Genomic DNA, 17,221 nt, shown 5'->3' with positions numbered 1-17,221 from the left:
CACGTGCCTGCGCCCTGTGACGTCCATCCCGGGTGCGGGGGGGCGTTATGAGGACGTGGACCTCGTCATCGTGCGCGAGAACTCCGAGGACCTCTACGCAGGCATCGAGTTCGAGGAGGGGAGCGAGGATGCGCGGCGGCTCATCGAGTTCGTCGACGAGAGCGGCGCCGGCTCCATCCGCCCCGATTCGGGCATCTCCATCAAGCCCATCTCGGTGACGGGCACGCGGCGCATCGTCGAGTACGCCTTCGAGTACGCGCTCAAGCACGGGCGCAAGAAGGTGACCGCCGTGCACAAGGCCAACATCATGAAGCACTCCGATGGCCTGTTCCTGCGCGTGGCGCGCGAGGTGGCCAAGGGCTACGAGGGGCGCGTTGCGTTCGACGATAAGATCATCGACGCGTTCTGCATGAGCCTCGTGATGGATCCGTCGCAGTTCGACGTGATCGTGTTCCCCAACCTGTACGGGGACATCGCAAGCGACCTGGCGGCGGGCCTGGTGGGCGGCTTGGGGATTGCCCCGGGTGCCAACATCGGCAAGGACTACGCGGTGTTCGAGGCGGTCCACGGCTCGGCGCCGGACATCGCCGGCAAGGACGTTGCCAACCCGACGGCGGAGATTCTCTCGGCGGCCATGATGCTCGACCATCTGGGCGAGCTGGAGGCGGCCGCGCGCATCCGCGCCGCGGTGGCCGCGGTGTATGCGGAGGGTCGCTCCCTGACGGCGGACATTCGCCGCGCGACCGGGTCGGACGTGGTGCCGGCCAGCTGCAGCGAGTTCACGGCCGCGCTCGTGCGCGCGCTCGAGGAGAGGTAGGACGCCGTGGGAAATCGCGAGTTCGAGGCCGCGCTGAGGGTTGGCGAGACCGGCTACACCTACTATCCCGTGGCGGTCGTCGAGGGGCACGAGAAGCTGCCCTTCTCGCTGACGGTGCTGCTGGAGAACGTGCTGCGCAACGGCGCGACGGGCGCAGAGGCCCGTCTGCTGGCCGAGCGCGTGGTGGAGGCCGGGCTCGCGGGCGCGAAGGGCGCCGAGGTGGAGTTCATGCCGGCGCGCGTGCTGCTGCAGGACTTCACCGGCGTGCCGGTGTTCGTGGACTTCGCCGTGATGCGCGAGGCATGCGCGGATCTGGGCGGCGACCCGGCGGTCATTAACCCGCAGGTGCCGTGCGACCTGGTGATCGACCACTCGGTCATCGCCGACGAGGCGGGGTGCGCCGGCTCGCTTGAGGCTAACATGGCCTTGGAGTTCGAGCGCAACCGCGAGCGCTATGAGTTCCTCAAGTGGGCGCAGGGCTCCTTCCGTAACGTGCGTATCGTGCCGCCGGGGATGGGCATCTGCCATCAGCTGAACATCGAGGAGTTCGCGAGCGTGGTGATGACTTCACCCGCAGGAGCTGTAGGCGCAGACGGCACGCCGGTGGTGTATTTCGACACGCTGGTGGGCACCGACTCCCACACGCCGACGGCCAACGGCCTGGGCGTGCTGGGCTGGGGCGTCGGCGGCATCGAGGCGGAGGCCGCGGCGCTCGGACAGTCCATCACGACGCTCGTGCCGCAGGTGGTGGGCGTGGAGCTCACAGGCGCGCTGGCGCCGGGGGTGACGGCCATGGACTTGGCGCTCACCTTCGCCAAGATGCTGCGCGACCGTGGCGTGGTGGGCTGCTTCGTCGAGTGCTTCGGCGAGGGCGTGGCCGCGCTCTCCGCCACCCAGCGGGCCTGCATCGCCAACATGACGCCGGAGTACGGCTGCACCTGCACGCTGTTCCCCGTTGACGAGCGCACCCTTGAGTACCTGCGCTTGACCGGGCGCGATGTGAGCCAGGTGGCGCTCGTGGAGGCGTATGCGAAGGCCCAGGGGCTGTGGAACGACCCGGAGGCCGCGCCGCGCGTCTATGCTGACGTGCTGCGCCTCGACCTGGGGACGGTGACGCCCTCGGTGGCCGGCCCTTCGCGGCCGCATGACCTGATCGCGCGGTCGGAGGCGGCGAAGCGCGTCGCCGCCATCTGCGCCGAGCGCGGGCTGGGCGGCGAGACGGTGGCCGTTGAGGTTCGGGGGCAGAACTACGAGTTGGGCCACGGCGCGCTCGCCATCGCGGCCGTGACCAGCTGCACCACCGCCACCGACCCGGCCATGATGCTGGCTGCCGGCGTGCTGGCCCGTAACGCCGCTGCGCGCGGTCTGGCGCCCGCGCCCTGGGTGAAGACCATCCTCGCGCCAGGCAGCCGCGCCACCGAGCTTCTGCTTGAGCGCGCCGGGCTGCTGCCGGCGCTCCAGAAGCTCGGCTTCTACACGTGCGGCTTCGGCTGCATGAGCTGCATCGGCAACTCGGGCCCGGTGCTGCCGGCGCTCCATGCCGTGGCTGACGACATCGAGCTGGCCAGCGTGCTGTCGGGCAACCGCAACTTCGAGGGGCGCATCTCGCCGGACGTATCGCAGAACTACCTGACGGCGCCGGCTAACGTGATAGCGTATGCGCTGGCGGGCACCATGGCGATCGACCTGGAGCGTGACCCGCTGGGCGTGGACGCGAGCGGCGGCCCCGTGTACCTGGCCGACATCGCGCCCGACCCGGCTGAGGTAGCCGAGCTGGCCGAGCGCTACGTCACCGCCGACCTGTACGAGGAGGGCTCCCGCAGGCTCTACGAGGGCGACGCGGCCTGGCAGGCCCTTGGCGCGGAGCCGAGCGCCACCTTCGCCTGGGACGATGCGTCTACCTACGTGCGCCGCCCCCCGTACTTCGACGGTATGACGCGCGCGGTGGAGCCGCCGGCTCCCGTGGAGGGCGCCGCGGTGCTGGGGTACTTCGGCGACTTCATCACGACCGACCACATCTCGCCCGCAGGCGCCATCGCGGCTGATTCGCCGGCGGCGCGCTACCTGGAGGAGCGGGGCGTGGCGCCAGCCGACTTCAACACCTACGGCAGCCGCCGCGGCAACCACGAGGTGATGATGCGTGGCACCTTCGCCAACGTGAAGCTTCAGAACAAGCTGGCGGACGGCCGGAAGGGCGGCTGGACGCGCGACGGGCGCAGCGGCGAGCTGAGGAGCGTGTTCGACGCCGCCGAGCGCTACGCTGACCGCGGCGTGCCGTCGATCATCCTGGCGGGGAAGATGTATGGCAGCGGCTCGTCGCGCGACTGGGCGGCCAAGGGGCCGAACCTGCTGGGCGTGCGCGCGGTCATCGCCGAGAGCTTCGAGCGCATCCACCGGTCGAACCTCATCGGCATGGGGATCCTGCCGCTGCAGCTCAAGGAGGGCGAGAGCGCCGAGAGCCTGGGGCTCGACGGCTCCGAGAGCTACACGGTGGGCGCCGTGGACTTCTCCGCGGGGCTTCCTGAGCCGGCCGTGGCGGAGGTGCGTGCCGTGCGTCCTGACGGCGCGGAGACCGTCTTCGAGGCCGTGGTGCGCATCGACACGCCCACCGAGGGGCGCTACTACGAGAACGGGGGCATCCTGCCCTTCGTCCTGCGCGACCTGGTCGAGCGGGGGTAGCCGCCCTCTGCCTGGGACCTGCCGCCTGGCACCGCAGCGCGATGACGACGGACGGATGCGGGCAGATGCGGCGAAAGCGTGTGTTGCGGGGCCGGGCCGTTGAGGGCCCGGCCCTTCCCGTATAATGGGCACTTTAGGCACCATGACAGGGGCGTGCGCGCCCATATCTACGCAAGGAAAAGGGGATCATGGCGAAATCATCTGGTCTTGACGCGCTGCTGGAGGCGCTGAGGCAATCGGGCTTCGACGCGAGTGGCGCGGGAGGCGCGGGCGGCAGCTCGCCCTTCACGGTAGACGCCGAGGACGCATCGAGCGAGCGGGGCGCGGGCGCCTCGGGCTCGCGCGGCGGCGTCGGCGGGTTCGGCAACGGCTTCGGCGGCTTCGGCGGCGCAGGCGCTGGCGGGCGCGGGCGGAGTGGAGGCGGCCAAGAGCCGCACATCGACCTCTCCTTCCTCGACGCCTTCAAGGGCCTGAGCAAGAAGCTGCTCGTGGTGCTGGCCATCGTGCTCGTGCTGGTGCTGCTGGCGGCCTACTGGTGGTTCCATCCGCCCATCAACATCCACTCGGTGGACACCTGGACGTTCGTGGCGGTGTTCGTGCTGCTGCCGCTGTTCCTGTTCTTCACGGCCAAGTCGCGCGCGTACAAGAGCGGAACCGACAAGGTGAACGCGAGCCCGGCCAAGGCCAAGACGTTCAAGGGGCTGTCCTACGTGCCGGTGGCCGTGCTGGTGGTGGGCGTGCTCGGCGCGGTGCTGTCGCTCTCCATCATCCCGGGCAACGCCGAGCGCTACTCCAACGTGCTCAAGACCGACACGCTCGAGTTCGCCCAGGACATCCAGGAGGTCAACTACTCGGAGATTCCCATCATCGACCGCGACTCGGCCATCCTGCTGGGCAACCGCGAGATGGGCTCCATTCCCGAGTACGTGAGCCAGTTCGAGGTGTCGACCCTCTACAGCCAGATCAACTACCAGGGCGCGCCGGTGCGCGTGAGCCCGCTTGGGTACGCGGACCTGTTCAAGTGGTTCACCAATCGCGAGGCCGGCATTCCCGCCTACGCGCTTGTGGACATGACCACGCAGAACGCCGAGATCGTGCGCCTGGGCGACAGCCCCATCTACTACTCGCAGTCCGAGCCGCTGGCGCGTAACATCGACCGCCACGTGCAGCTGAAGTATCCCTTCTACATCTTCGGCGAGAAGTCCTTCGAGATTGACGAGGAGGGCCATCCCTGGTGGATCTGCCCCGTCAAGGACTATACCATCGGCCTGTTCGGCGGCGAGACGGTGAGCCGCGTCGTGCTCTGCGACGCCACCACGGGCGAGACGCAGGATCTCATGGTGGAGGAGTGCCCGCAGTGGGTCGACCGCGTGTTCCCGGCCGAGCTGCTCATCCAGCAGTACAACTGGTGGGGCTCCTACCATAACGGCTGGCTCAACTCGTTCCTGGGCCAGGAGGGCGTGGTGCGCACGACTCCCGGCACCAACGGCACGCTCGGCTACAACTACCTGGCCAAGGACGACGACGTGTGGGTGTACACCGGCGTGACCTCGGCCACGGCCGACAACTCCATCATCGGCTTCGTGCTGGTGAACCAGCGCACCCAGGAGTCGCACTTCTACAGCGTGTCGGGCGCCACCGAGGACTCGGCCATGGAGTCGGCCGAGGGCCAGGTGCAGAACCTGCGCTACACCGCGACGTTCCCGCTGCTCATCAATGTGTCCAACCAGCCCACCTACTTCATGGCGCTCAAGGACGGCGCGGGCCTGGTGAAGAAGTTCGCGATGGTGGATATCCAGCGCTACCAGAACGTGGCCGTGGGCGACACGGTGGCCGACACGCAGAAGGCCTACGAGGCGCTGCTGGCCACCAACGGCGTGGCCTCTGACGCGGCGGGCGAGGATGACGTGAAGACGATGTCGGGCACCATCCGCTCGCTGTCGCAGGCGGTCATCGAGGGCAACTCGCACTTCTACGTGACCATCGAGGGGCAGGACGGCAAGATCTACGACTTCGCGCTGCCGGGCCTCATCGACATCGTGGGCTACAAGGAAGGCGACGCCATCACCTTCACCTACCTGGAGGGCGCCGGCGTGAGCCCTGCCTATGCGATCAAAAAGGCGGGCGAGGAGGAGACCGCGTCCGGCCTGCCGGAGGATGCGGCGGTGAACGTGGCGGACCCGGCAGGGGAGAAGGCTGCGGCCGAGGAGCCGACGGCGGAGGCGACCCAGCCGGCCAAGACGGCCGAGGGCGCGCCGGCCGAGCCGGCCAAGACGGCCTAGGTCGCGCGGCTTCGCGCTGTCTGGCGGCCGAGATTCCCCTGAGGCGGCCCGCGCCGGTGAGGTGCGGGCCGCCTTCGTGTTTTCGGTTGACATCGCCGTGATGGAGGCTATACTAGAAAAGCTGTCGTTTCGACGACGGCTGCTACATCAGGAATAGTTCCGCTGCTTAAGACAGCAGGTACCCGCAAGGGTTTAATCGCGGAGACGCGGCCCGCCGAGGTGGTCGTCAACGATACGTTGCTGTGCGACCCCTGCGTGCTCTAAGCGCGGCAGGGGTCGCTTTCTTTCTCAGGCAGCGATCCCACCCCGCGAGGGCGGAACGCGAGTTTGAGAAGAAGGAGGTGTACGTAGAATATGCCCAACGCTCAGAACAAGGAGATGCTCGAGGCCATCAAGGCCGACCTCGACGGCGTGAGCGCGGTGTGGGTGGTCGACTACCGCGGCCTGACCGTGAAGGAGATCCAGAACCTGCGCCACAGCATCCGCGAGGCGGGCGCCAACATGAAGGTGTACAAGAACACCCTCATGCGCATCGCCCTGGAGCAGTCCGAGCTGCCCACCCTGGACGATATGCTGGAAGGCCCCAGCGCGTTCGTCTTCGCGGGCGACGACGTGGCTGCTGCCGCGAAGGCCGTGAAGAACTTCGCGAAGGACAACCAGAACCTGGAGATCAAGGGTGGTCTCATGGAGGGTAAGGCGGTTTCCGCCGCCGAGGTGGAGGCTATCGCCTCTCTGCCGTCCCGCGAGGAGCTCATCGCCCAGATCGCCGGCGCTATCTCCGGCGTGGCCCGTGGCCTGGCCACGACCATCAACGGCGTGCCGCGTGGCCTGGCCCAGGTGGTCAAGGCTGTGGCCGACCAGAAGGAGGCTGCCTAGTAGCCCGCGCGGCGTGAGATGCGTCGCATGACTTGAAAGACACACCGGCTGGGAAGAGCCCAGCCGCCTTTGAAAGGAAACTAACATGGCTGTTACCCGTGAGGAGATCATTGAGGCTCTGAAGGAGATGTCCCTGCTCGAGGCTTCCGAGCTCGTGAAGGACATCGAGGAGACCTTTGGCGTGTCCGCCGCTGCCCCCGTGGCCGTGGCTGCCGCTGCCCCGGCTGAGGGCGGCGCTGCTGCCGAGGAGAAGTCCGACTTCGACGTCATCCTCGAGGGCTTCGGCGACAACAAGATCGCCGTCATCAAGGTTGTCCGCGAGATCACCGGCCTGGGCCTGAAGGAGGCCAAGGAGGTCGTCGAGGGCGCTCCCAAGGCTGTCGTCGAGGGCGCCAACAAGGAGAAGGCCGAGGAGGTCAAGGCCAAGCTCGAGGAGGCCGGCGCCGCCGTCACCCTCAAGTAACTTCGCCTTACTTGGTGTTTTGGGGAGCGCGTGCCTTTGGGTGCGCGCTCCTTTTCGTTTCGGGCGGCGGGATTGCGCTGGCGTGCTTGCGGGGCTTGCGCTGGCGCGTTTGCTGCGCCGGCTTGTGGAGCGGCTGCGGGCTCGCGCTGGCGCGCTTGCCGTTCGACCTGCGGGGCGGCCGCCGGGCGGGGAGCGGCCTTCGCTCGACCTGCGGGGCGGGTGCCGGGCTCGCGCCGGGCTGCGCTTGGGGCGTCGGGGTTTGTTCGACCTGCGGGGCGGCCGCCGGGCGGGGAGCGGCCTTCGCTCGACGCGTCGGGGGTTTGCTCAACCTGCGGGACGGCCGCCGGGCTCGCGCCGGGCTGCGCTCGACGCGTCGGCTCCGTGAGCCAAGGTCTCACGGAGCCTTTGGCTTGACCTCGCTTCGCCCGGCGCGAGCCCGGCGGCCTGTGCGTTCCTGTACGTTGTTGAGGAGGATACTGCTATGGAGGATGCGAAGAGCCGGCTTCGGCGGGTGCTGGGCGATGAGGGCCTGGCGCGGCTGGATGCGGCCTGCGTGATGGTGGTGGGCGTCGGCGGCGTGGGGTCGAACTGCGCTGAGGCGCTCGTGCGCGGCGGCGTGGGGTCGCTCGTGTTCGTCGACGGCGATGCGGTGCAGGCCTCCAACATCAACCGGCAGGCCATCGCCTTCGTGGATACGGTGGGGCGGCGCAAGGTGGAGGTGATGGCGGCTATGGCGCGGGCCATCAACCCGGACGTGCGCGTGGAGACGCGCGACGAGTTCGTGCTGCCCGAGGGGGTGGAGGCCCTGTTCGCGGGGCTGCCGCGGCGGCCGGACTACGTGGTGGATGCCATCGACACCGTGTCGTCGAAGCTGGCGTTGGCGCTCTATGCGCAACGGGAGGGCGTGCCGTTGGTGGCGTCCATGGGCGGGGCCAACAAGGCCGATCCGACGCGCCTGCGGTTCGCCGACCTGTACGAGACGCGAGGCGACCCGCTGAGCCGAGCGGTGCGCAAGCAGGCGCGCGCGGCGGGGGTCGAGCGGCTGGAGGTGCTCTACTCCGATGAGCCGCCGCTGCCCGTAGAGGTGCCCGAGGGCACGCCGCGTCGCGAGCCCGCGGAGCTGGGGACGATGTCGTACATCCCCCCGATCATGGGCCAGATGCTGGCCGGGCGCGTGATCCGCGCGCTTGTGGGGCGGTAGCTGCCTGCGGTCGCCGGCGTCTGCTGGCGCGGCGGGGAAGCCTTGGCTGGCAAGCGGGGGAACTTCGGCGGATGCGCCTTCGCGGCTGGAACGACAGAGGGGGCGGGCCCGATGCTGGGCCCGTCCCCTCTGCGTGTTTTCGCCTGGGCTAGTAGCGGTAGAGGACCGCCACGCCCTTGGCGCTGGGCATCTGGGCGGCAGGGAGGACGTAGACGTGCGCGCCCTGGGCGAGCGCGGCCTGAGAGAAGGCGTCCACCAGGTCGGGGCTGGCCGGGTCGAGAACCTTGTCGTCGGTCGGGTTGGGGTCGGCGTCGAAGAACACGTCGCCCGTCTGGGGGTCGAAGGTGCCCGGGATTTCCTTGCCCTCCTCGACGAGCAGGGCCGCCACCTTGCGCTCCACCAGGGCCATCGCCAGATCGTTGTAGTCGTCGGTCGCCTTACCCTTCGACAGGTCATATGCGAACTCGTCGAGAACCTTCTGCAGCTTGGCCTGACGGTCGGCTTCCATGATGGCCATGGCATCGTCGCGCAGCTGCTCGCCGGTCAGGCTGGCGGGATCCTTCTCGATGGCCGTGGGCAGCAGGTGCTGCAGCGTCGAGACCTTGCGGAAGGCGGCCACGTGCTCGGGCAGCGTGACGAGGATGATAGGCGTCGCGTCGTCGCGCACGAGGTGGTCGTCGACGGCCTTGTTCACGGAGCGGAAGAACTTCTCGGCCTCTTCCTTCGCCACGTTCTTGCGCGACTGGAAGTCGTGGTGGGGGGACATGTGGCCCTCGAGGGTGATGAAGTCGAGGGCGCCTTCCTCGTGCTTGCGCTCGTTGGCCTCGGTTTCGTCAGAGTTGACGAAGAGCTCGGAGAAGGAGCTCTTGACCTCGGGCGGGAGCGCCATGCGCTTGACGCTGCGCTGGTCGCCCTTGATCCAGCCGAAGCGGTCGGCGCCCAGGGCCAGCAGGTAGTAGTGCGCGCCATATTGGAAGTTTCGGAGCAGCGGCTTGGTGTAGTAGGCGGCGCCCACCACCACGCAAGGGTTGACGGGGAAGTCGAGGTTGAAGGCGTAGACGTCGGTGTTGCTGACCAGCAGGGCCACGCCCTCGCGGGCGTTCTGCCACAGCGGCAGGTCGGGGTGGGCCATGAGGTACTCGAGGCGCTCGTTGATGCCGGCCCAGTCGCGCTCGTTGGGGAGCTTTTCGCGGAGGGTGCGCTCGGCCTCCTCCTTGAGGTCCTTGAGCTCGATGCCGTCCCACTCGTCGCGACGCGACTCTTCGCGCTGGTCGCGGTGGATGGGGAGGTAGAGGGATACCAGGGGCGGTTCCGCCTGCTCGTAGGCCTTGGGATCGAAGTTATCGAGCAGGTGGATGCTGTCTTGCAGCTCCTTCAAAGCGTCCTTCATGGGAACCTCCATATACGCGGTTGGTTACTGGTTCGGGAGCGCGTTGGCGCTGGTGGCGGACGGTGTCGGCCGCGTGGGCGCGTGCGTTCGAGCCTCAGGATAGACCCGGGGGAGGGGTGGGCGGATTGCCGGCGGGAGCTGTTGTCGTTTGGTTGCCGATCCTGTGCCGAGGGGTTTCGGGGGGCGAGTCGCCTGGGGTGCGGCTCTCGGGGTGGGGTTTGTCTGGCGAGGGAGGGTTGGATGCTTGGCGAGGCGGGCGTTCTGCTGGAGTTGGGGGGTGGGGGTTGGGGGTTGGAGCGCTGGGGGCGCTGGGGGCGCGGGCGGGGCGTCTGTGGGGCGTGGGGTTGGGAGGGCGCGCGAGAGCCGCCCTGAGGGGGCGGCTCTCGGGAGGGGCGTTGCCCCCGTGGGTGCGCCGCGGGTGCGCTGGGGGCGTGTTGGAGGTCGCGCGGGTGACGTCGCGCGTTACTTCCGCACGTTCATGGCGCGCATGGCGTTGAGGATGGCGATGGCGGCCACGCCCACGTCGGCGAAGACGGCCATCCACATGTTGGCGATGCCGACGGCTGCGAGTGCGAGCACGGCCAGCTTGACGCCGAGGGCGAAGACGATGTTCTCCCAGACGATGGCCATGGTCTTGCGGGCGATGGAGATGGCGCGGGCGATCTGCGAGGGGCGGTCGTCCATGAGCACCACGTCGGCGGCTTCGATGGCAGCGTCTGAGCCCATGGCGCCCATGGCGATGCCGAGGTCGGCGCGGGTGAGGACGGGCGCGTCGTTGATGCCGTCGCCCACGAAGGCGAGCTTGCCCTTGGGGTTGGCGGCCGCCTGGGCGTCGATCAGCGCCTCCACCTGGGCCACCTTGTCCTGGGGCAGCAGCTCGGCGCGCACCTCGTCGATGCCGAGCTGGGCGGCGACGGCCTGGGCCACGTCGGCGCGGTCGCCGGTGAGCATGACCGTCTTGCGCACGCCGGCCTTCCGCAAGGCGGCGATGGCGGCGGCCGCGTCGTCCTTCACCATGTCGGCGATGATGATGTGGCCGGCGTAGACGCCGTCGATGGCCACGTGGAGGATGGTGCCGACGAGCTCGCAGTCGTGCCAGTTCGCGCCGGCGGAGTCCATGAGGCGCCCGTTGCCCACCAGCACCTCGCGCTCGTCGATGACGGCGCGGACGCCTTGGCCGCTGACCTCCTCGGCCTTCTGGATGCGGGCCGGATCGAGGGGGCCGGCGTAGGCCTGGCGCACCGAGGCGGCGATGGGGTGGTTCGAGAGTGACTCGGCATGGGCCGCCAGGGCGAGCAGCTCGTCTTCGGTCGTGTCGCCCTCGGCGTGGATGGCCGTGACGGTGAAGGTGCCGTTGGTGAGCGTGCCGGTCTTGTCGAAGACGACGGTCTCGGCGTGGGCGAGGGCCTCCAGGTAGTTGCTGCCCTTGACGAGGATGCCGATGCGCGAGGCGCCGCCGATACCGCCGAAGAAGGACAGCGGCACCGAGATGACCAGCGCGCAGGGGCACGACACCACGAGGAAGGTGAGGCCGCGCAGGATCCAGTCGGCCCACTCCTGGCCGAAGAGCAGCGGCGGCAGGATGGCCAGCGCCGCGGCCACGCCGACGACGGCAGGGGTGTAGTAGCGGGCGAAGCGGGTGATGAAGCTCTCGGTGCGGGCCTTCTTGTCGGCCGCGTTCTCCACGAGCTCCAGGATGCGGCTGACCGTGGAGTCCTCGAAGGGCTTGGTGACGCGGACGGTGAGGGCGCCGGTGAGGTTGACGCAGCCGGAGATGACCTCGTCGCCGGGGTCGGCCTGGCGTGGGACGGATTCGCCGGTGAGGGCGGCGGTGTCCACCTGCGACTGGCCGCCGACGACGGCGCCGTCGAGCGGGATGCGTTCGCCCGGCTTGACGACGATCTCGTCGCCGGGGGACACCTCGTAGGGGTCGACCTGCACGAGCTGGCCGTCGCGCATGATGTTGGCGAACTCGGGGGCGATGTCCATCATGTCGGCGATGGACTTGCGCGACTTGCCCACGGCGTAGCTCTGGAACAGCTCGCCCACCTGGTAGAACAGCATGACGGCGGCGCCCTCGGCCATATGCGGCTCGGTGTCGGGGAACAGCACGAGGGCGAACGCGCCGATGGTGGCCACGGACATGAGGAAGTTCTCGTCGAAGACCTGCCCGCGGCCGATGTTGCGCGCCGCCTTGAGCAGTACGTCGTAGCCGGCGATGAGGTAGGGCACGAGGAACAGCACGAGCTCGGCGTAGAGGTCGCCGGGCTCGCCGAACCAGGCTATGAGGAGGCCAGCCTGCTCGATGGCGAAGGCGATGGCGAACAGCGCGAGCGCCGCGATGATGCGGTTGCGCCAGCGGATCTGCTTGTCGGTGAGGGTAGTCATAGGAGGCTGCCGTTCTGTCGGGATGGGTAGGTCGGGGAAGCCGGGGGCGGGTGGGTCGGGTGGGTCGGGGCGTTGGTGCTTGACGGGATGGTGCGGGGTAGGCGACATCGGCGGTGCTGACGGCACGTGTTCGGAACAGGCTAGACGGGTGGCGTTGGCGGCGCTGCGGGTGCACTTAATTTGAACCAGCTCTAAGAGTTTGCTCGTTCGGTGCGATGTGGCGTAGCGCAGGCCGCCTTTCGTGGCTCTGCCTGACTCGTTGGGGTGCTGAGCGCGCCGCAGGGCCTTGCTGCGGTGTGTGCCCCGAATACGCTGGCTAGCGGAGGATGACGCAGTCGGGCTCGTACTTGGCGCAGATGGCCTGGGCCTTGTCGAGGATGGTATCGAAGGTCTGGGCGTCACCACTGACGTCGATCATCAGCTTCTGGGTCATGAAGCTGATGGAGGCCTTGTTGACGCCCTCGAGGGCGCTGATGTCGCTCTCCATCTTGGCGGCGCAGTTCGCGCAGTCGAGGTTCTGGAGCTTGAGTGCCTTGCGCATGGTTAGTCCCTTCTCTCAATTTTGGGGTACGAATGTTTCACGTGAAACATTTCCGTACGTTGTTCCGATGGTGCTTCGAATGCTTTGTTCGGCTTCGCTGCTGCCGGTGCTGCTTCACTTGCTCTTTCTTGCGAACTAATGTTTCACGTGAAACATTCTGGCGGGTCTTTGGCGGGCATTGCGCGAGGTGCGCTACTCGCAGATGTGGGTCATGCCCTGGGCGAGCATGGTGTAGACGTGGTCGTCGGAGAGCGAGTAGATGATGTTCTTGCCGTCGCGCTGGAACTTCACCAGGCGTGCCTGCTTGAGCGTGCGCAGCTGGTGGGAAACGGCGCTTTGGGAGACGCCGATGATCTCGGCGATGTCCGCGACGCAGCGGTCTTGGCCCATGAGCGCATAGAGGATGCGGATGCGCGTGGTGTCCGCGAACGCCTTGAACAGGTCGGCCAGGTCGTAGAGCAGCTCCTCGTCGGGCATGCACTCTGGAGCGGCCGCGTCTGGGGCTTCGGGGGCGAGGTCTGTGGTTTCGTGTTGATGGGACATCATGGGTTCCTTCATTCATCTAAACATATGAGCAACTGTTCATAAGTATAGGAATAGAACGCGACTTGTCAACAGGTTTTCGAAACCTATCGTGAGGATGTTGCTTGGCGACCGTCGGGAAACGGATGGGTGGGGAGGGGGAGGTCCGGAGCGCGGGCTCGCTATGATCGGGGGAAACGATCGAGCGAGCGAAAGAAGGCTTCCATGGCTGAGAGCGATCTTGCGGGCGGGGCGGAGACCCCGCGGGCCGTTCCGGGTTTTCCCGACTTCGGGCATATGTCTCTGCAGGGGCTTCCCAATACCCGCGACTTGGGAGGAATGCCGGCAGCTGACGGAAAGCGCATCGCGCGGCGGCGGCTCGTCCGGTCGGGCGCGCTCCATCACGCCACCGACACCGACCTTCGCCAGCTGGAGTCGATGCATGACGTGGAGCGGGTCGTCGACTTCCGCACTGACATGGAGCGGCAGAAGGAGCCGGATCCCAAGGGCAAGATGGCCGGCGTCGTGTTCTACGACTTCCCCGTGCTCGAGGAGGGGGCGGTGGGCATCACCCACGAGGGCGACGTGGCCCAGGACGTGCGGGCGCTACGGCGGTTCAACGGCAAGCCGTTCGAGATGATCCGCCAGCTGTATCCCGAGTGCCTGCTGGGGGAGCGGGGCATGGGCGCCTATCGCGACTTCCTGCAGGTGCTGCTGGGGGCGACCTCGGGCGCGACGCTCTGGCACTGCACGGAGGGCAAGGATCGCGCGGGCCTCGGCTCCATCCTGGTGGAGTACGCGCTGGGCGTGCCGGAGGAGGCCATCCGCGCCGACTACCTAGCGACCAACCTGTTCGTGCGCACGTGGGCGGAGAAGATGCTCGACGCCCTGGCGCGCCATCATGTGCTGGAGGGGGCGGACGCCGACGTGGACGCGCTGTTCTACGCCCAGAGGGAGTACTACGACACCGCCTTCGACGCTGTGCGCAAGGAGTTCGGCGGCATGGGCAACTACCTGCGTGACGGCCTGGGCTTCGGGCCGGACGCGGTGGCGGAGCTGCGGGCGCGCTACCTGGAGTAGCGGCGGGCGGCTGTCGGCGCCATCGGGGGGTCGCTTCTGCTGCTGCCGTCGTCGTCTCGGAGCTGTCTCCCGCCGCCGGCTGCGCCAGCTGCGCCGCCCGCGCCCTGCTGGGCGGCCGGCGTGGATTCGTCCGGGGACAGGTAACACGGCTGCAACCTGGTTCGTGTATGATGGACGGCATTCGAAACCGTCGTGCGCCGTCGTGCGCCCAGCCTATGCGAGGAGCCATCGTGAGCCAGTCCGCCCTTCCCGACCAGCGCGTCATCGTCGTCGACTTCGGAGCCCAGTACGGGCAGCTCATCGCCCGGCGCGTGCGCGACCTGCACGTCTACTCCGAGATCGTTCCCTGCGACATCACTGCTGATGAGGTGCGCGCGATGGCGCCGGCGGCCATCATCTTCTCCGGCGGCCCGGCGAGCGTGTACGCCGAGGACGCGCCCGCCATCGACCCGGAGATTCTGGAGCTGGGCATTCCCGTGCTCGGGTTCTGCTACGGCCAGCAGATCATGGCCGTGACGCTTGGCGGCGAGGTGGGGCACACCGAGAAGGGGGAGTACGGCCCCGCGCCGCTCACCCGCTGCGGCGAGAGCGCGCTGTTCGCGGACACGCCGGGGGAGCAGACCGTGTGGATGAGCCATCGCGATGCGGTGAGCCGCGTGCCCGAGAGGTTCGTCGTGACGTCGCGTACCGACGTGTGCCCCGTGGCGTCGATGGAGTGCCCGGAGCGGCGGCTGTACGCCACGCAGTTCCATCCCGAGGTGCGCCATACCGCGTTCGGCAACGAGCTGCTGGCGAACTTCCTCTTCGGCGTCTGCGGGCTTGAGCCCGACTGGACCATGGACTCGATCATCGAGGACTCGGTGGCGGCCATCCGCGAGAAGGTGGGGGAGGATCGCGTCATCCTAGGGCTTTCCGGCGGCGTGGACTCGTCGGTGGTGGCGGCTCTGGGCGCGCGGGCCATCGGGCGGCAGCTCGTGTGCGTGTTCGTCGACCACGGGCTGCTGCGCAAGGGCGAGCCCGAGGAGGTGGAGGCGGTCTTCACCGAGCAGTTCGACGTGGACTTCATCCGCGTGGACGCGCGCGACCGCTACCTGGAGCTGCTCGCCGGCGTGAGCGACCCGGAGGAGAAGCGCCGCATCATCGGCACGCAGTTCTGGAAGGAGTTCTTCGCCGTGGCGCAGCAGCTCGACGGCGTGAAGTACCTGGCCCAGGGCACCATCTACCCCGACATCATCGAGAGCGGCGCCCGCAAGACGGGCGGCAAGGCATCCACCATCAAGAGCCACCACAACCTGATCCCGTTCCCCGAGGGCGTGTCGTTCGAGCTCATCGAGCCGCTCGACCACTTCTTCAAGGACGAGGTGCGGGCGCTGGGCACGGCGCTCGGGCTGCCGGACCACATTGTGCACCGCCAGCCGTTCCCCGGCCCCGGCCTGGCCATCCGCATCATCGGCGACGTGGACGCCGAGAAGCTGGAGGTGCTGAAGAACGCCGACGCCATCGTCCGCGAGGAGCTGGACGCCTACAACGAGCGCCTGTTCCAGGAGACCGGCGTGCGTGACAGCGAGCGCAGCGTGTGGCAGTACTTCGCGGTGCTGCCCGACATCCGGAGCGTCGGCGTGATGGGCGACGAGCGCACCTACGCCCGCCCGATCATCCTGCGCGCCGTGGAGAGCCAGGACGCGATGACCGCCGACTGGGCGAGGCTGCCCTACGAGGTGCTCGCGCGGGTGAGCAGCCGCGTGGTGGCCGAGGTGCCGGGGGTGAACCGGGTGGTGTACGATGTGACGAGCAAGCCGCCTGCTACGGTGGAGTGGGAGTGAACATTTGTTCGCTTTTTGGAGTGTGAAGGTAATTTACTCCAGTTCACAGAGGTTGTCAAATTTGATGGACTCAACCAAAATCTGACAGCCACCAGTGAATCCTCTCACTTTGCCAAGACCGTTGAGATTGCTCGACGGTCTTTTCTTTTCCCAGCTAGAGGCTAAGAAATGCTGTGTTTTCATCCAAAGTCCGTGCGCTTCCTTCATTCAGGTTCACGTCCAGTAATCGCTATCAACTGGGTGCGGTGCTTGCAAGCCGCCCGCAACCATTTCACTTTCGAGCTATACGGCGTTGAGAATGCGCGATAGTATCGTTTTGAACTCACCCGCTTTTGGGGGGCACACGATGGAAGAGCTCCCAGTTCAGACAATGGAGTAAAAATTCCGCCGATACTGATTTCGGATGAAGCAGATCTTGGCTTCTGACTAGAAGCTAGCAGTATCGGGGGATGCGACTTGGCACATGTATCCGGCGAGATTAAGGTCATGAGAGCCCATCAATGTCGCACTTCCGAGCTCTTCCAGGCGATACTACCTGGCAGATTCGTCTATCTTGCCAGAGGCTTGATTCTTCTTCGCAAAGAGTTCTGAGGCATGGCCGATACTGCCTGAAATGCAGGGGCACCCACAGTATCGGATGCCTCATGAATGCGGAATAAAACTCAAACAGGTGTGAGTAAATCAAGAATGTATCTTCTAGGCTCGGAACGATGCCTTCCAAAGCTCGTACTCAGCCTCGGTCATCTTGCCGGACTCCACATCGGCCAAAGCGCGGCTCCATGCCTTGAGGGCCTGCGTGAGTTTCTTCGCACCCTTGGCCTTATGATCGATGGCGATGGTGCCGTCGGGTCCGGGAGCGATGCCGAACGCATCCTCCATCCTGAAGAGCGCCTCTAGGGCAGCCCTGGCGGAATCGATCTCGTAGTCCTCCAGCGCGGTGACGGGAACGTCGAGGGCGGCAGCGATCTTCTCCAGCTGCTCCTCGCTGGGAGTGCGGACCTCTCGCTCGTAGTTGCGGATGGCTCCCTCGACTACGCCTGAGGCCTCGCCCAGCTGCGCCTGGGTCATCTTCCTCAGCTTGCGGAGCTCTTTGATCTTCTTGCCGGTGCTCACTGCTTCTCCTGTATCTTCTCGGTTCACCGAATTATAAAACAGCACA

The 17,221-nt window shown here is 67.2% G+C and carries 13 protein-coding genes (1 of these 13 running past the window's edge); 8 read left to right on the top strand and 5 right to left on the bottom strand.

The window, feature by feature from the left end:
- The 6 genes from AC6I0Y_RS09285 to AC6I0Y_RS09260 form a co-directional block, all read left to right on the top strand.
- Positions 1 to 817, top strand: the 3' portion of a protein-coding gene (locus AC6I0Y_RS09285; protein ID WP_497731244.1) for an isocitrate/isopropylmalate dehydrogenase family protein. The gene continues 278 nt to the left of window position 1, outside the view; 817 of the gene's 1,095 nt are visible here — the last part of the coding sequence; its start codon lies beyond the left edge, outside the window; the stop codon is at positions 815 to 817.
- 6 nt (positions 818 to 823) lie between these two features.
- Positions 824 to 3,496: an aconitate hydratase AcnA gene (gene acnA, locus AC6I0Y_RS09280; protein WP_497731241.1), complete on the top strand. Its 2,673-nt coding sequence runs from the start codon at positions 824 to 826 to the stop codon at positions 3,494 to 3,496.
- A 188-nt stretch (positions 3,497 to 3,684) separates the two neighbouring features.
- Entirely contained in the window at positions 3,685 to 5,778 is a 2,094-nt protein-coding gene (locus tag AC6I0Y_RS09275) for a Tat pathway signal sequence (RefSeq protein WP_497731238.1), read from the top strand.
- Positions 5,779 to 6,132: 354 nt separating this feature from the next.
- Complete coding sequence (rplJ, locus tag AC6I0Y_RS09270) at positions 6,133 to 6,654, top strand: 50S ribosomal protein L10 (protein WP_160710140.1); 522 nt, start codon at positions 6,133 to 6,135, stop codon at positions 6,652 to 6,654.
- 85 nt (positions 6,655 to 6,739) lie between these two features.
- Entirely contained in the window at positions 6,740 to 7,117 is a 378-nt protein-coding gene (gene rplL, locus AC6I0Y_RS09265) for a 50S ribosomal protein L7/L12 (protein ID WP_160710139.1), read from the top strand.
- A 481-nt stretch (positions 7,118 to 7,598) separates the two neighbouring features.
- Positions 7,599 to 8,318 (top strand): tRNA threonylcarbamoyladenosine dehydratase, encoded by a 720-nt coding sequence (locus AC6I0Y_RS09260; RefSeq protein WP_497731234.1) that lies wholly within the window; start codon positions 7,599 to 7,601, stop codon positions 8,316 to 8,318.
- 148 nt (positions 8,319 to 8,466) lie between these two features.
- Here AC6I0Y_RS09260 and AC6I0Y_RS09255 read toward each other — a convergent pair whose 3' ends face one another.
- The 4 genes from AC6I0Y_RS09255 to AC6I0Y_RS09240 all read right to left on the bottom strand — a co-directional run bounded on the left by AC6I0Y_RS09255 (position 8,467) and on the right by AC6I0Y_RS09240 (position 13,114).
- A complete protein-coding gene (locus tag AC6I0Y_RS09255) occupies positions 8,467 to 9,708 on the bottom strand; it encodes a baeRF3 domain-containing protein (RefSeq protein WP_497731233.1) in 1,242 nt (413 codons plus the stop codon).
- A 462-nt stretch (positions 9,709 to 10,170) separates the two neighbouring features.
- Complete coding sequence (locus AC6I0Y_RS09250) at positions 10,171 to 12,096, bottom strand: heavy metal translocating P-type ATPase (RefSeq protein WP_497731231.1); 1,926 nt, start codon at positions 12,094 to 12,096, stop codon at positions 10,171 to 10,173.
- A gap of 316 nt (positions 12,097 to 12,412) precedes the next feature.
- The gene (locus tag AC6I0Y_RS09245; protein WP_497731228.1) at positions 12,413 to 12,637 is read right to left on the bottom strand and encodes a cation transporter; all 225 of its coding nucleotides are present in this window, start codon (positions 12,635 to 12,637) and stop codon (positions 12,413 to 12,415) included.
- A 192-nt stretch (positions 12,638 to 12,829) separates the two neighbouring features.
- Positions 12,830 to 13,114, bottom strand: a complete 285-nt coding sequence (locus tag AC6I0Y_RS09240; protein ID WP_160710325.1) for an ArsR/SmtB family transcription factor — start codon at positions 13,112 to 13,114, stop codon at positions 12,830 to 12,832.
- 270 nt (positions 13,115 to 13,384) lie between these two features.
- Between AC6I0Y_RS09240 and AC6I0Y_RS09235 the strand changes: the two genes are divergently transcribed.
- The gene (locus AC6I0Y_RS09235) at positions 13,385 to 14,239 is read left to right on the top strand and encodes a tyrosine-protein phosphatase (RefSeq protein ID WP_497731225.1); all 855 of its coding nucleotides are present in this window, start codon (positions 13,385 to 13,387) and stop codon (positions 14,237 to 14,239) included.
- Positions 14,240 to 14,469: 230 nt separating this feature from the next.
- Positions 14,470 to 16,062: a glutamine-hydrolyzing GMP synthase gene (gene guaA / locus AC6I0Y_RS09230; protein WP_497731222.1), complete on the top strand. Its 1,593-nt coding sequence runs from the start codon at positions 14,470 to 14,472 to the stop codon at positions 16,060 to 16,062.
- A gap of 696 nt (positions 16,063 to 16,758) precedes the next feature.
- Here the strand turns inward: guaA and AC6I0Y_RS09225 are convergent.
- Complete coding sequence (locus AC6I0Y_RS09225) at positions 16,759 to 17,175, bottom strand: helix-turn-helix domain-containing protein (protein WP_497731219.1); 417 nt, start codon at positions 17,173 to 17,175, stop codon at positions 16,759 to 16,761.
- Positions 17,176 to 17,221: the final 46 nt, after the last annotated feature.

It is taken from the genome of Adlercreutzia sp. St.1H8, from assembly GCF_059728655.1.
This window is presented reverse-complemented; position numbering and strand designations above follow the sequence as displayed.